Raw genomic sequence first — 13,307 nt, forward strand, 5'->3', positions numbered from 1 at the left:
ACACCCTCAGGAGGTTCCATGAAAACAAGAACGCACCACCCACACCCGCTGCGATGCCTGGCCCTGTGGGCCGCGCTCGCGGTGGCGCCGCCGCTGTGGGCGCAATCGGCCCCGGCGCCGGCCACCCCGGCCGCGCCTTCCGCGCGCGTGGGGGACGCCACCCACGAGCTGCTGCAGCGCCAGCGCGAGGGGCGCGAGGCCTCGGCCACGCCACGGCCCATCGACGGTGCGGTGGCCGAGGCCAGCCACCAGCGCTACATGAAGAGCTTCGAGCAGCCACTGCCGGTCTGGTTCGGTTCGCGGCTGCAGGCCAAGTAAGGCCAGCGGTTCACGGCCATGCGCCCGGCCCAGACCCTCCTTCGCCGACACCGGCGCCAGCGCGGTGTGTACGCCATCGAGTACGCCATGGCCTTCCTGCTCTTCTTCGGCCTGGTCTATTCGATCGTCTGCTACAGCATCCTGTTCACCTTCCGCTTCGGGCTGCAGAACGCGGCCGAAGACGGCGCGCGCGCGGCCCTGCGGCACCAGAACAGCCTGGCCGCGCGGCAGCTCAAGGCACAGCAGGTGGCCGAAGACCGCTCCCTGGGCTGGAAGCCCACGGCCGCGGTGCTCACCATCCCGTTGCCCGAGGTCTGCCAGACCGCCACCGGTACCTGCCTGCTGCCCGCCGGCACACTGCCCTGCGGCACCTCGTGGGCCTTGCGCTGCCAGGTGAGCGTCACCGTGCGGCTGGGCGACCTGCACCAGGTGCTGCCCCCCTTCCCGTCCTTTGCCCTGCCCAACGAAATCGTGGGCCGGGCCAGCGTGCTGCTCGACGGGAGCGCGCTGTGAGCCGCCAGCAACACGGCGTGGCGGCGATCGAATTCGCCTTCGTGCTGCTGGGCCTGCTGCTGGCGTTCTACGGCATCGCCACCTTCGGCGCCGTGCTCTACACACAGCAGGCCTTGTCGCGCGCGGCGGCGGACGGTGCGCGCGCGGCGCAGATGTTTCCCCAGTTGCGCACCGCCACCGGCCCCGAGCTCGCCACGGCCAAGTCCCACATCGAGAGCGTGGTCTGGGACTCGCTGAGCGGCTCGGTCATCGTGCCGCTGGCGCACAGCAACACGCCGGCCACGCGCCGCGCCTGGCTCACGCAGACCGCGAGCGTGAACGTCGCCACCCCCAACACCACGCTCACCGTGACGGTGTCCTTCCCCTACACCGCCGGCCGCCTGCTGCCCTGGGTGCCGCTGCTCGACACCAGCCAGTGGCTGCCGGGCACGCTCACCAGCCGCGCCATCGCCGCGCTCTAGGACCGCCCCATGTTCCGCCGCCAGTCCGGGTCGATCGTCATCAACACGGCCATCGCGCTCAGCCTGATCGTGATCGCGCTCGTGGGCACCGAACTGGGCTACCTGTTTTTCATGAAGCGCGAGCTGCAGAAGACGGCCGACCTCGCGGCCGTCGCGGGCGGCTCGGCCGTGCTGCCGGCCGATTGCACCGCGGCCCGCGCGGCGGCTCTCACCAACGCCGGCCAGAACCTCGCCGGCTTCACACCCGTGGTGACCTGCGGCCGCTGGGACCCGGCCCAGGGCACGGAGCGCCACTTCACCGCCGACCAGACCGCCTTCAATGCCGTGCACGTGGTGATCGAAGGCGCGCCACCGCCCCTGCTCGCTTTCTTTCCGGGCGAGCGCAGCCTGCGGGCCGAAGCGATCGCCGCCGCCACCGACCCGCTGGCCTCGTTCTCGGTGGGCAGCACCCTGCTGCGCACCGGAGACTCGGTGCTGGGCGACCTGCTCAAGGGCATCGGGCTCGACCTCAGCGGCACCTCGCTGGTGGGTTACGACGGCCTGGCGCAGGTGCAGATCACCCCCGCCGGGCTGCTGCAGGCCATGGGCATCCCGGTGGCCACCGACATCGGCGTGGGCGAACTCAACACCCTGCTCGCGGCCGAGACTGTGCAGCTGGGGCCGCTGCTCAACGCCATCGTCACGGCCGCAGGGCAGGACACGCTGTTGGCGAGCAACGCCGCACTGCTCAACGCCGTGGCCACCCGCCTGGGCGTGCCGGACCTGGAGGTGCAGCTCGGCAGCCTGGCCAGCGGGCCCTCGGGCCTGTTCGCCGAGATCATCGCCCCCGGCGCCAACGCCGCCTCGGCGCTCAACGTGGGCGTGAACGCGCTGGACCTGGTGTACTCGGCCATCGGCGTGGCCACGCAGAAGCACGCGGTGGCCGTCAACGGCCTGAGCCTGACCGGCCTGGTGAGCGCGAAGACCGTGCTGATCGAGCCGCCCTCCGTGGCCATCGGTGGCGTGGGCGCCACGGCCTACACCGCCCAGTTGCGCACCTGGATCGAGATCAGCACCAGCAACATGCCGGTGATCAACCAGCTCGCGCAGATCAAGCTGCCCATCATGGTCGACCTGGTCAACGGCCGAGGCACGCTCACCGAGATGTGCACACCCGCGCTGCGCAAACCCGATGGCACGGAACGCGCATCCATCGCGGTGAACGCCTCCATCGTCAAGGTCTGCGTGGGCCGGCCCGGCGCCAACCCGGCCAATGAAAATGAAATCTTCTCCACCAGCGCGAGCTGCGACCAGAACCTGGCGGACGAGGACCTGCTGCGCCTGGGCCTGGGGCCCGTGAACCTGGTGAGCCTGCGCACGCACCTACAGATGGACGCGCTGCCACTGCAGGCGAGCGTGACCCTGGCGGCCGGCGAAACCGGCACGGTGGGCAACGACCTGCTGCTGGGCAGCACCGTCAAGAACATCACCGACGCGCTGCTGGCCACCCTGCTGGTGGAAACGCTCGATCGTGGGCCGGCCCTGACTCTGGCGCAGCGCCAGGCCTCCGCGCAGAACCTGTGGAACGCGCAAGGCGTCGCCTGCGGCAGCCGGCCCTGCCGCGTGGGCCGCCTGGCCACCATCAAGGCCGGCATCGAGAACACCACCAACGGCCTCGGTGGATTCCTGGGCGGGCTGAGCAGCGAGGTGCTGGCCCTGCTGAGCCACACCCTGACACTCAACCTGCAAGGCCTGTTGACCGGGGTAGGCAACCTCGTCGGCGGGCTGCTGACCAGCGTGGGCGACATCCTGGGGGCCGTGCTCGGCGGCGTGATCGGAGGGTGCAGCGCACTCATCGGCTCCAACGACGCGGCCTGCGTCAACGAGATCGCCAACAGCCTGAACGGCAACTCGTCCGCCGGCGGCGATACCGTGCCCAACGCCGTCACCGCCCTCGCCGGCTACCTGCTGCAGGCGCTGCGGCCGTTGCTCGACGGCATCGGGAGCAGTGTGCTCACCCCCATCCTGCACGACGTGCTGGGCCTGCACCTGGGCCAGATCGACGTGCACCTGCGAACCCTCAACTGCCAGGCGCGCGCGCACCTGGTGTATTGAGCAAGCAACGACCTGCGACGCCCCGCCAGGGGCACCGAGGGTCCGGCTCCGCCGGCCCAAGGTGCCGTCCCCCTCCCAGCCGAAGGCGCCAGAGAGGGGAAGCCGCGAAGCGGCGCAGGGGGTGTTCAGCGCCTCTTGCCGAACCACCACCACATGAACGCGCCCGCCAGGATCATGGGCACGCACAGCCACTGGCCCATGCTCATGCCCAGCGAGAGCAGGCCCAGGTGAGCGTCGGGCTCGCGGAAGAACTCGGCGATGAAGCGGAACACGCCGTAGCCGAACAGGAACACGGCCGAGACCTGGCCACGCGCGTGCTCCTTGCGGGCGTAGAACCACAGCAGAACGAACAGCAACACGCCTTCGAGCAGGAACTGGTACACCTGCGAGGGGTGGCGCGGCAGGTCGCCCGCGCCGCGGAACACCATGCCCCAAGGCAGCGAGGGATCGGCCACGCGGCCCCAGAGCTCGCCGTTGATGAAGTTGCCCAGCCGCCCCGCGGCCAGTCCCGTGGGCACGCAAGGAGCCACGAAGTCCATCACCTGCATGAAAGGCCGCTGGCGGCTGCGCGCGTACCAGACCATGGCCAGCATCACGCCCAGCAGGCCGCCGTGGAAACTCATGCCGCCCTGCCACACCGCGAAGATCTCCAGCGGGTTGGCGAGGTAGTAGGCGGGCTTGTAGAACAGGCAGTAGCCGATGCGCCCGCCGGCCACCACACCCAGCACGCCCAGGAACAGGATGTCCTCCACGTCGCGGCGCGTCCAGGGCGGCTGGGTCACGCTGGCGAATGGGGGATGGCGCAGGCGCGCGTTGGCCAGCAGCAGGAACAGGCCGAAGGCCAGCAGGTAGGTCAGGCCATACCAGTGAATGGCCAGCGGGCCGATCTGGAGGGCGACGGGGTCGATCTGGGGGTGTTGCAACATGGGGCCTATTGTGGTGCAGCTTGCGCGCGGGCGAATTCGATGAAGTGGCTCAGCGCCGGCGTGAGTGCATCGGCGCGCCAGACCAGGCTGGTCTCGCACGCCGGCACGGCCCGCCCGCGTGAGGGCTTTGGGCTGCGGTAGACCACACCGGGGCGCTGGAACTGCCGCACGCTCTGCGGCACCCAGGCCAGCCCCAGCCCGGCCGACACCAGGTTGACGATGGTCTGCATCTGGATCGCCTCCTGCGCCACCTGTGGCGCGCGGCCGGCCGCGTGGTACAGCGCGAAGATGGCGTCGTGCAAGGTCGGCAGGATGCGCCGCGGAAAGATCACCAGCGGCTCGGCCAGCAGCGCCGGCAGCCCCGGGTGGTCCCGCGCGGCCAGCGGGTGCGACTCGGGCAGCGCGACCACGAAGGGCTCGCTGGCGATGCGCGCGTGCGCCAGGCCCGGCGCCTGCAACCCCGGGGAATGCAGCACCATGCCCGCGTCCACCTCGCCCCGCGCGAGCAGCTCCAGCTGCACGTCGCCCGTGGCCTCGATCAACTCCAGCGCCACCTGCGGCCAGCGCTGGCGAAAGGCGCGCACCCAGCGCGGCAGCAGTTCGAACCCCACGGTGGACACGAAGGCCAGCCGCAACCGGCCCAGCTCGCCCGCGGCGGCCGCGCGCGCCAGCTCGGGCAGCGCCTGCGCCCGGCCCAGCAGGTCGCGCACCTCAGGCAGCAGGGCCCGGCCCGCGGGCGTGAGCGCCACGCTGCGCTTGGTGCGATCGAACAGGCGCACGCCCAGCGCCTGCTCCAGCCCCGCGATGGCCTGGGTGAGCGGCGGCTGCGTGATGTGCAGGCGCGCGGCGGCCCGGCCGAAGTGCAGCTCTTCGGCCAATGCGGCGAACTGGCGCCACTGGCGCAATTCAATGTGCAACGTTTTCATGGCATCACTCATATGCATGGCATATTAATGGAAGCCCCGAAAGCAATTGGAAACGGCCGCCGGCCTGACGCATACTTCCCGCACCTCCCCACGAAGAGACCTCCATGGCCGACAACAAAACCATCTCCATCAAGCCCATCAACAGCCGCAGCGCCAACATCACGCAGGGCAAGTCGCGCGCGCCCAACCGCTCCATGTACTACGCCATGGGCTACGAGGAAAGCGACTTCAAGAAGCCCATGGTGGGCGTGGCCAACGGCCACAGCACCATCACCCCCTGCAACAGCGGCCTGCAGAAGCTGGCCGACGCGGCGGTGGCCGGCATCGAGGAAGCCGGCGGCAACGCCCAGATCTTCGGCACGCCGACCATCTCCGACGGCATGGCCATGGGCACCGAAGGCATGAAGTACTCGCTGGTCAGCCGCGAGGTGATCTCCGACTGCATCGAGACCTGCGTGCAGGGCCAGTGGATGGACGGCGTGGTCGTGGTCGGCGGCTGCGACAAGAACATGCCCGGCGGCATGATGGGCATGCTGCGCGCCAACGTGCCCGCCATCTACGTGTACGGCGGCACCATCCTGCCCGGCCGCTACAAGGGCCAGGACCTCAACATCGTCAGCGTGTTCGAGGCCGTGGGCCAGAACGCCGCCGGCAACCTGAGCGACGAAGACCTGCGCGAGATCGAGATGCGCGCCATCCCCGGCTCCGGCTCGTGCGGCGGCATGTACACCGCCAACACCATGTCCTCGTCCTTCGAAGCCCTGGGTCTGTCGCTGCCGTACTCCAGCACCATGGCCAACCCGCACGACGAGAAGCAGAACTCGGCCAGGGAGTCGGCGAAGGTGCTGATCGAGGCGATCAAGAAGGACATCAAGCCGCGCGACATCGTGACCAGGAAGTCGCTGGAAAACGCCGTGGCCGTGATCATGGCGACCGGCGGCTCCACCAATGCGGTGCTGCACTTCCTGGCCATCGCGCACGCGGCCGGCGTGGAGTGGTCCATCGACGATTTCGAGCGCATCCGCAAGAAGACCCCCGTGCTGTGCGACCTCAAGCCCTCGGGCAAGTACCTCGCGGTCGACCTGCACCAGGCTGGCGGCATCCCGCAGGTCATGAAGGTGCTGCTCAAGGCCGGCCTGCTGCACGGCGACTGCCTCACCATCACGGGCCAGACCGTGGCCGAGGTGCTCAAGGACGTGCCCGATGCGCCGCGCGCCGACCAGGACGTGATCCGCCCCATCGACAACCCCATGTACGCGGAAGGCCACCTGGCCATCCTCAAGGGCAACCTGTCGCCCGAAGGCGCGGTGGCCAAGATCACCGGCCTGAAGAACCCCGTCATCACCGGCCCGGCGCGCGTGTTCGACGACGAGCAGTCCGCGCTCCAGGCGATCCTGGACGGCAAGATCGTCGCGGGCGACGTGATGGTGCTGCGCTACCTGGGCCCCAAGGGCGGCCCCGGCATGCCCGAGATGCTCGCCCCCACCGGTGCGCTGATCGGCGCGGGCCTGGGCGAGAGCGTGGGCCTGATCACCGACGGCCGCTTCTCCGGCGGCACCTGGGGCATGGTGGTGGGCCACGTCGCGCCCGAAGCCGCCGCAGGTGGCACGATCGCCTTCGTGAAAGAAGGCGACTCCATCACCATCGATGCCCACCAACTGGTGCTGGAGCTCAACGTGCCCGAGGCGGAGATCGCCAAACGCCGTGAAGGCTGGACGCCGCCGGCACCGCGCTACACGCGCGGCGTGCAGGCCAAGTTCGCGTTCAACGCGGCCAGCGCCAGCAAGGGCGCCGTGCTCGACAACTACTGATCCGCCAGCGCGGATCGGTCAGCGCGAGGGGCGCTTGGGCTTGATGCCCAGCGCCTCGCGCTGCTTGTCGATGCGGTCCTTCTTCTTCTGATCCATCTTCTCCATCGCCTTGCGCTTGGTGTAGCCGGTGGCGTCGGCCCAGGCCCACCAGGCCACGGCCAGGGCAAACGGCGACAGCACCCACCACCACGACCATTCGGCCACCACGCCGAACTCCAGGTACTTCAACAACGACAGCACGACGCCTGCGATCAGCAAATACATCACAAACTCCGGTAAAGGCCCCGTGAAGCGGGCAAGAAACTGTAAGCGTTCGTTTCTGGGCGGGTGCGGCTCGGTAGAATCGATCGCGTGACACTCTCCCGCATTCATCGACAAGGACACCCCATGAAACGCGCTCTCCTGATTATGGCCGCCATGACGACGCTGGCCGCTCCGGCCATCGCCGACGAAGCCCTCGCCAAGAGCAAGAACTGCATGGCCTGCCATGCCGTGGACAAGAAACTGGTGGGCCCCTCCTACAAGGACGTGGCCAAGAAGTATGCGGGCGACGCCAAGGCCGTGGACGCACTGGCCGCCAAGATCGTCAAGGGCTCCGAAGTGGGCAAGGGCAACTGGGGCGCCGTGCCCATGCCGCCCAACCCGCAGGTCAGCGAAGCCGAGGCCAAGAAGCTCGCGGCCTGGGTGCTGAGCATCAAGTAAGCCGCCTGCCTGCTCACCCACAAAAAAACCCGCTGGAGTCCAGCGGGTTTTTTGTTGCCGGCACGGCGCCGGCATGGGACCTTCAGTTGGTCTCGGCCAGCTGTTCGAGGATGGCCGGGTTCTCCAGCGTGGAGGTGTCCTGCGTGATGGCCTCGCCCTTGGCGATGGAGCGCAGCAGGCGGCGCATGATCTTGCCGCTGCGGGTCTTCGGCAGGTTGTCGCCGAAGCGGATGTCCTTGGGCTTGGCGATCGGGCCGATTTCCTTGCCCACCCAGTCGCGCAACTGCCTGGCGATGGCCTTGGCCTCCTCGCCCGTGGGGCGGCTGCGCTTGAGCACCACGAAGGCGACGATGGCCTCGCCCGTGAGGTCGTCCGGGCGGCCCACCACGGCGGCCTCGGCCACCAGGTCCGTCTTGCCCACCAGCGCGGACTCGATCTCCATCGTGCCCATGCGGTGGCCCGAGACGTTGAGCACGTCGTCGATGCGGCCGGTGATGCGGAAGTAGCCCCGGTCGGCGCTGCGCACCGCGCCGTCGCCCGCCAGGTAGTAGCCCTTGAGTTCCTCGGGGAAGTAGCTCTTCTTGAAACGCTCCGGGTCGCCCCAGATGGTGCGGATCATGGACGGCCAGGGCTTCTTCACCACCAGGATGCCGCCCGCGCCGTTGGGCACGTCGTTGCCGGCCTCATCGACGATGGCCGCGGCAATGCCCGGCAGGGGCAGCGTGCACGAGCCCGGCACCAGCGGCGTGGCGCCCGGCAGCGGGGTGATCATGTGGCCGCCGGTCTCGGTCTGCCAGAAGGTGTCCACGATGGGGCAGCGCTCGCCGCCCACGTGTTTGTAGTACCACATCCAGGCTTCGGGGTTGATGGGCTCGCCCACCGAGCCGAGCAGGCGCAGGCTGGAGAGATCGGAGCGCGCCGGGTGCACCTTTTCATCGCCCTCGGCGGCCTTGATCAGCGAGCGGATCGCCGTGGGCGCGGTGTAGAAGATCGTGACCTTGTGCTTCTCGATCATCTGCCAGAAGCGCCCGGCGTTCGGGTAGGTGGGCACGCCCTCGAACACGACCTGCGTGGCGCCGGCGGCCAGCGGGCCGTAGGTGACATAGGTGTGGCCGGTGATCCAGCCGATGTCGGCCGTGCACCAGAAGATGTCTTCGGGCCGCAGGTCGAAGGTCCAGTTCATGGTGAGCTGCGCCCACAGCAGGTAGCCGCCGGTGCTGTGCTGCACGCCCTTGGGCTTGCCGGTGGAACCCGAGGTGTAGAGCACGAACAGCGGGTGCTCGGCGCTCACCATTTCCGCCGGGCAGCTGGTGGACTGCTCGGCCATGGCGTCGTGCATGAAGGTGTCGCGGCCCGCGACCATGTTGCAGGCCGTGGGGGTGCGCTGGAACACGATCACGTTCCTGATCGAATCGCAGCCGCCCATGCCGATGCCTTCGTCCACGATGGCCTTGAGCGGCAGCTCCTTGCCGCCGCGCAACTGGTAGTTGGCGGTGATCACGGCCACGGCGCCCGCGTCCTGGATGCGCTCCTGCAAGGCCTTGGCCGAGAAGCCACCGAACACCACGCTGTGCGTGGCGCCGATGCGCGCACAGGCCTGCATGGCCACCACGCCCTCGACCGTCATGGGCATGTAGATGACGACGCGGTCGCCCTTCTTCACGCCGCGCGCCTTGAGCGCGTTGGCGAACTGCGAGACCTTGGCCAGCAGTTCCTTGTAGGTGACCTTGGTCACGTCGCCGTTGTCGGCCTCGAAGATGATGGCGGTCTTGTTTTCCAGCGGCGTGCCCATGTGGCGGTCCAGGCAGTTGTACGAGGCGTTGAGCTCGCCATCCTCGAACCACTTGTAGAACGGCGCCCTGGAGGCATCAAGGGTCTTCGTGAAGGGCTTGTGCCAGCTCAGGGTTTCGCGCGCCAACCGGGCCCAGAAGCCTTCGAAGTCCTTGTCGGCCTCGGCGCACAGCGCCTGGTAGGCCTCCATGCCCGAGACCCGCGCGGCCTTCACGGTGGCGGCCGAGGGCTCAAAGACGCGGTTTTCGACCAGGGTGGATTCGATCGTCGACGAAGGCGCGGACATGAAGGTCTCCTAAATGTTGTGGGCAGATGACAGGCCGGGACTGTGCTCAAGGGCTCTTACGAGTCACTTACAGGACAGGACGCAGACCTACAATACCGCCTGCCGTCTGGCCGCCCATCCCGGGCGCTCGGCACATTGTGTCACCATCCATGAGCGACCCCGTCAAAGCCCAAGCCCCGATCCGCGCGCTGCCCAACCTGATCTTCGCCAGCCGCTGGCTGCAGTTGCCCCTCTACATCGGACTGATCGCGGCGCAAGCGATCTATGTGTTCCATTTCTGGGTCGAGCTGGTCCACCTGATCGAGGCCGCGTTCGGCAACGACGTGGCGCTGGCCAAGCTGGTCACCAGCATCGGCTACAAGAGCGACGTGCAGCTCACCGGCCTGAACGAGACCATCATCATGCTGGTGGTGCTCGCGCTGATCGACGTGGTGATGATCTCCAACCTGCTGATCATGGTGATCGTGGGCGGCTATGAGACCTTCGTGAGCCGCATGCACCTGGAAAACCACCCCGACCAGCCCGAGTGGCTGAGCCACGTGAATGCCTCGGTGCTCAAGGTGAAGCTGGCCACGGCCATCATCGGCATCAGCTCGATCCACCTGCTCAAGACCTTCATCAACGCCGCCAACTACGACGTGAAGGTCCTGATGTGGCAGACCATCATCCATGTGGTCTTCCTGCTCAGCGCCATGGCCATCGCCATGACCGACCGGCTGATGGCCCACCCGGCGGACAACGGCCACTGACGGCGCGCCTTCGGGCGCATGGGGGTTTTCTGCAACCCAGCGCGGGCCATCCATGCACAAAAGTTATAATTGACGCCTCAGCCATCCGGCCCCTGGCCGGGTGGCGCTCATGTGCTACTCGCGGATCGCCCTGCATCCCGTCGCGGCACAGAGATTTCAATGGCCGGTCTTCCGGCCTCGACGCCGCGTCACTCCCGCACCGTGCCAGCCCCCCAGACAGGGCCCGCTGACCGGGCTTGCGTGATGGCAGGCGCTGGGTTTGCCGATTCGTCGCTGTCAGTGTCTGTCTGCGGTCTTGAATGACCCGGTCGGGCACGCGCGTGCCCCCTGCTTCAAGACCGTTCGCGGTGCCTTGTCCAACTTGCACAGGAGGCAGCACCACCCATGGCCCAACCGATTTCCATCGAACACGTCTTCAAGGTGTTCGGCGACCAGCCCGAGGCCGCCCTCGATCTCGTCCGCGAAGGCCGCAGCAAGCAGGAGATCCTCGCCGAAACCGGGCAATCCATTGGCGTCTTCGACGCCCACTTCGAGATCGAGGCCGGCGAGATCTTCGTCATCATGGGCCTGTCGGGCTCGGGCAAATCGACGCTGGTGCGCCTGCTCAACCGGCTGATCGAACCCACGGCCGGCCGCATCCTGGTCAACGGCCAGAACATCAACGACCTCTCGGACGCCGGCCTGCGCGCCCTGCGGCGCAAGGACATCAGCATGGTGTTCCAGTCGTTCGCGCTGATGCCGCACATGACCGTGCGCGACAACACCGCCTTCGGCCTGGAACTCGCGGGCGTCAAGCCCGCGCAGCGCCTGGCGCTGGCCGACCAGGCGCTCGAACAGGTGGGCCTGGCTGGCTGGGGCGACAGCTACCCCGACGAACTCTCCGGCGGCATGCAGCAGCGCGTGGGCCTGGCGCGCGCGCTGGCCTCGGACCCGTCCATCCTGCTGATGGACGAGGCCTTCTCGGCGCTGGACCCGATCATCCGCACCGAGATGCAGAGCGAGCTGCTGCGCCTGCAGCAGGTCCGGCGCCGCACCATCGTCTTCATCTCGCACGACCTCGACGAGGCCATGCGCATCGGCGACCGCATCGCCATCATGAAGGACGGCCAGGTGGTGCAGGTCGGCACGCCCGAAGACATCCTGCGCCAGCCGGCCGACGACTACGTGCGCAACTTCGTGCGCGGCGTCGACGCAGCGGCGGTGTTCAAGGCCGGCGACATCGCCCGGCACACGCAGGTCGTGGTGGCCGAGCACCCGAACAAGGGCGCGCGCGCCGCGCTCAAGCTGCTCGAGGACAAGGACCGCGACTGGGCCTACGTCGTCAGCCCCGACCAGCGCTACCTCGGCCTGGTGTCGGCGGATTCCCTGCGCCATGCGCTGCAGGACCACGACGGCCCGCTCGGCCTCTCGCGCGCCTACCTGCCCGACGTGCAGGTGGTCAACGCGGCCCACCCGGTGGCCGAGCTCTTCGGCCAGGCCGCGAACGCGCCGTACCCGCTGCCCGTGGTGGACGCCAACGGCCGCTACCGCGGCGCCATCAGCAAGAACACGCTGCTGAAGTTCCTGGACCGCGCGGCGGCCTGAGGCCGCCCCCATTGGAGAGTACCGACACCATGACCGACACCGACATCGAGATCACCGCCAGTCCCGCCACCACCGATGCGTGGGGCGCGTCCACCGCCGCCGCCAGCGACAACTGGCTCGACACCACCGCGCTCGCCGACACCAGCACCCCGATGGCCGACGATGGCTTTCGCCTCAGCCAGCTGTGGGACGGCTCACTGCCCGTCGAGAACTGGATCAACGACGCCCTGAGCTGGACGGTGGACCACTTCCGCCCTTTCTTCCAGACCGTGCGCGCGCCCATCGACACCACGCTCACCAGCGTGGAACAACTGCTGTTGAGCGTGCCCATGCTGGCCATGGTCACGCTGATGGGCCTGCTGGCCTGGCAGTTCGCCGGCCGCGCCATTGCCATCGGCACCGTGGTTTCGCTGCTGCTGGTGGGCATGCTGGGCATCTGGCCCGAAGCCATGGTCACGCTCTCGCTCGTGCTGACCTCGCTGGTGTTCTGCATCGCCATCGGCCTGCCGCTGGGCATCCTGCTGGCCAGCAGCGACCGCACGCAGCGCCTGCTGCGCCCGGTGCTCGACGCGATGCAGACCACGCCGGCCTTCGTCTACCTGGTGCCGGTGGTGATGCTGTTCGGCATCGGCAACGTGCCCGGCGTCATCGTCACCATCGTCTTCGCCCTGCCCCCGCTGGTGCGCCTGACCGACCTGGGCATCCGCCAGGTGCGGCCCGACCTGATCGAGGCAGCGCGCGCCTACGGCGCCTCGCGCTGGCAGATGCTGGCCAAGGTGCAGCTGCCGCTGGCCCTGCCCTCCATCATGGCGGGCATCAACCAGGCGCTGATGCTCTCGCTGTCCATGGTGGTCATCGCTTCGATGATCGCCGTGGGTGGCCTGGGGCAGATGGTGCTGCGCGGCATCGGCCGCCTGGACATGGGCATGGCCACCGTCGGCGGCCTGGGCATCGTGCTGCTGGCGATCGCGCTGGACCGCATCACCCAGGCCCTGGGCCGGCCCGGCCGGGGCGCGCGCCACTGGTGGCAGCAAGGGCCCGCCGGCCTGCTCGTGCGGCTGCTGCGCAGTTCGCCGTCCCGCCCGGTGGCACCGCCCTCCACCGCTCCGCTTTCCACCTCCTGAGCGTCCGCGCCCAGGTCTTCCC

Annotated in this window: 13 protein-coding genes; 9 read left to right on the top strand and 4 right to left on the bottom strand. The window is 68.6% G+C overall.

All coding sequences use genetic code 11. The annotated features are described in order from the left end of the window. Nucleotides 1-18 precede the first annotated feature (18 nt). The 4 genes from ACODTB_RS09770 to ACODTB_RS09785 are packed head-to-tail and all read left to right on the top strand — an operon-like array spanning nt 19 to nt 3,386. Entirely contained in the window at nt 19-318 is a 300-nt protein-coding gene (locus ACODTB_RS09770) for a DUF3613 domain-containing protein (RefSeq protein WP_291118265.1), read from the top strand. Nucleotides 319-336: 18 nt separating this feature from the next. Continuing rightward, nucleotides 337-831 (top strand): TadE/TadG family type IV pilus assembly protein, encoded by a 495-nt coding sequence (locus ACODTB_RS09775; protein WP_291118268.1) that lies wholly within the window; start codon nt 337-339, stop codon nt 829-831. After that, entirely contained in the window at nt 828-1,292 is a 465-nt protein-coding gene (locus ACODTB_RS09780; RefSeq protein WP_291118271.1) for a TadE/TadG family type IV pilus assembly protein, read from the top strand. The genes ACODTB_RS09775 and ACODTB_RS09780 overlap by 4 nt, the downstream gene beginning before the upstream one ends. Nucleotides 1,293-1,301: 9 nt before the next feature. Next, nucleotides 1,302-3,386, top strand: a complete 2,085-nt coding sequence (locus ACODTB_RS09785; RefSeq protein WP_291118274.1) for a TadG family pilus assembly protein — start codon at nt 1,302-1,304, stop codon at nt 3,384-3,386. 125 nt (nt 3,387-3,511) lie between these two features. Here ACODTB_RS09785 and lgt read toward each other — a convergent pair whose 3' ends face one another. Next, nucleotides 3,512-4,312, bottom strand: a complete 801-nt coding sequence (gene lgt / locus ACODTB_RS09790; RefSeq protein ID WP_291118277.1) for a prolipoprotein diacylglyceryl transferase — start codon at nt 4,310-4,312, stop codon at nt 3,512-3,514. Between the two features lie 5 nt (nt 4,313-4,317). After that, nucleotides 4,318-5,238: a LysR family transcriptional regulator gene (locus tag ACODTB_RS09795; RefSeq protein WP_291118280.1), complete on the bottom strand. Its 921-nt coding sequence runs from the start codon at nt 5,236-5,238 to the stop codon at nt 4,318-4,320. Between the two features lie 104 nt (nt 5,239-5,342). Between ACODTB_RS09795 and ilvD the strand changes: the two genes are divergently transcribed. After that, a complete protein-coding gene (gene ilvD / locus ACODTB_RS09800) occupies nt 5,343-7,049 on the top strand; it encodes a dihydroxy-acid dehydratase (protein WP_291118283.1) in 1,707 nt (568 codons plus the stop codon). A gap of 18 nt (nt 7,050-7,067) precedes the next feature. Here ilvD and ACODTB_RS09805 read toward each other — a convergent pair whose 3' ends face one another. Further along, a complete protein-coding gene (locus ACODTB_RS09805; RefSeq protein WP_291118286.1) occupies nt 7,068-7,313 on the bottom strand; it encodes a TIGR04438 family Trp-rich protein in 246 nt (81 codons plus the stop codon). 123 nt (nt 7,314-7,436) lie between these two features. Here ACODTB_RS09805 and ACODTB_RS09810 point away from each other — a divergent pair, with 123 nt between their 5' ends. Further along, entirely contained in the window at nt 7,437-7,751 is a 315-nt protein-coding gene (locus ACODTB_RS09810; RefSeq protein ID WP_291118289.1) for a c-type cytochrome, read from the top strand. An 82-nt stretch (nt 7,752-7,833) separates the two neighbouring features. Here ACODTB_RS09810 and acs read toward each other — a convergent pair whose 3' ends face one another. After that, nucleotides 7,834-9,828: an acetate--CoA ligase gene (gene acs / locus ACODTB_RS09815; RefSeq protein ID WP_291118292.1), complete on the bottom strand. Its 1,995-nt coding sequence runs from the start codon at nt 9,826-9,828 to the stop codon at nt 7,834-7,836. 149 nt (nt 9,829-9,977) lie between these two features. Between acs and ACODTB_RS09820 the strand changes: the two genes are divergently transcribed. From ACODTB_RS09820 to proW, 3 genes are all read left to right on the top strand, one after another. Beyond that, nucleotides 9,978-10,577: a YqhA family protein gene (locus ACODTB_RS09820; RefSeq protein WP_291118295.1), complete on the top strand. Its 600-nt coding sequence runs from the start codon at nt 9,978-9,980 to the stop codon at nt 10,575-10,577. Between the two features lie 384 nt (nt 10,578-10,961). Continuing rightward, the gene (gene proV, locus ACODTB_RS09825; RefSeq protein ID WP_488929272.1) at nt 10,962-12,161 is read left to right on the top strand and encodes a glycine betaine/L-proline ABC transporter ATP-binding protein ProV; all 1,200 of its coding nucleotides are present in this window, start codon (nt 10,962-10,964) and stop codon (nt 12,159-12,161) included. 29 nt (nt 12,162-12,190) lie between these two features. After that, entirely contained in the window at nt 12,191-13,285 is a 1,095-nt protein-coding gene (gene proW / locus ACODTB_RS09830) for a glycine betaine/L-proline ABC transporter permease ProW (RefSeq protein ID WP_291118301.1), read from the top strand. Nucleotides 13,286-13,307 lie beyond the last annotated feature (22 nt).

Source organism: Hydrogenophaga sp. FG152 (genome assembly GCF_057809615.1).

Coding starts and splice junctions, on each gene's coding strand:
- ACODTB_RS09770 (WP_291118265.1), top strand. CDS start 19: ATGAAAACAAGAACGCACCACCCACACCCGCTGCGATGCCTGGCCCTG.
- ACODTB_RS09775 (WP_291118268.1), top strand. CDS start 337: ATGCGCCCGGCCCAGACCCTCCTTCGCCGACACCGGCGCCAGCGCGGT.
- ACODTB_RS09785 (WP_291118274.1), top strand. CDS start 1,302: ATGTTCCGCCGCCAGTCCGGGTCGATCGTCATCAACACGGCCATCGCG.
- lgt (WP_291118277.1), bottom strand. CDS start 4,312: ATGTTGCAACACCCCCAGATCGACCCCGTCGCCCTCCAGATCGGCCCG.
- ACODTB_RS09795 (WP_291118280.1), bottom strand. CDS start 5,238: ATGAAAACGTTGCACATTGAATTGCGCCAGTGGCGCCAGTTCGCCGCA.
- ilvD (WP_291118283.1), top strand. CDS start 5,343: ATGGCCGACAACAAAACCATCTCCATCAAGCCCATCAACAGCCGCAGC.
- ACODTB_RS09805 (WP_291118286.1), bottom strand. CDS start 7,313: ATGTATTTGCTGATCGCAGGCGTCGTGCTGTCGTTGTTGAAGTACCTG.
- ACODTB_RS09810 (WP_291118289.1), top strand. CDS start 7,437: ATGAAACGCGCTCTCCTGATTATGGCCGCCATGACGACGCTGGCCGCT.
- acs (WP_291118292.1), bottom strand. CDS start 9,828: ATGTCCGCGCCTTCGTCGACGATCGAATCCACCCTGGTCGAAAACCGC.
- ACODTB_RS09820 (WP_291118295.1), top strand. CDS start 9,978: ATGAGCGACCCCGTCAAAGCCCAAGCCCCGATCCGCGCGCTGCCCAAC.
- proV (WP_488929272.1), top strand. CDS start 10,962: ATGGCCCAACCGATTTCCATCGAACACGTCTTCAAGGTGTTCGGCGAC.
- proW (WP_291118301.1), top strand. CDS start 12,191: ATGACCGACACCGACATCGAGATCACCGCCAGTCCCGCCACCACCGAT.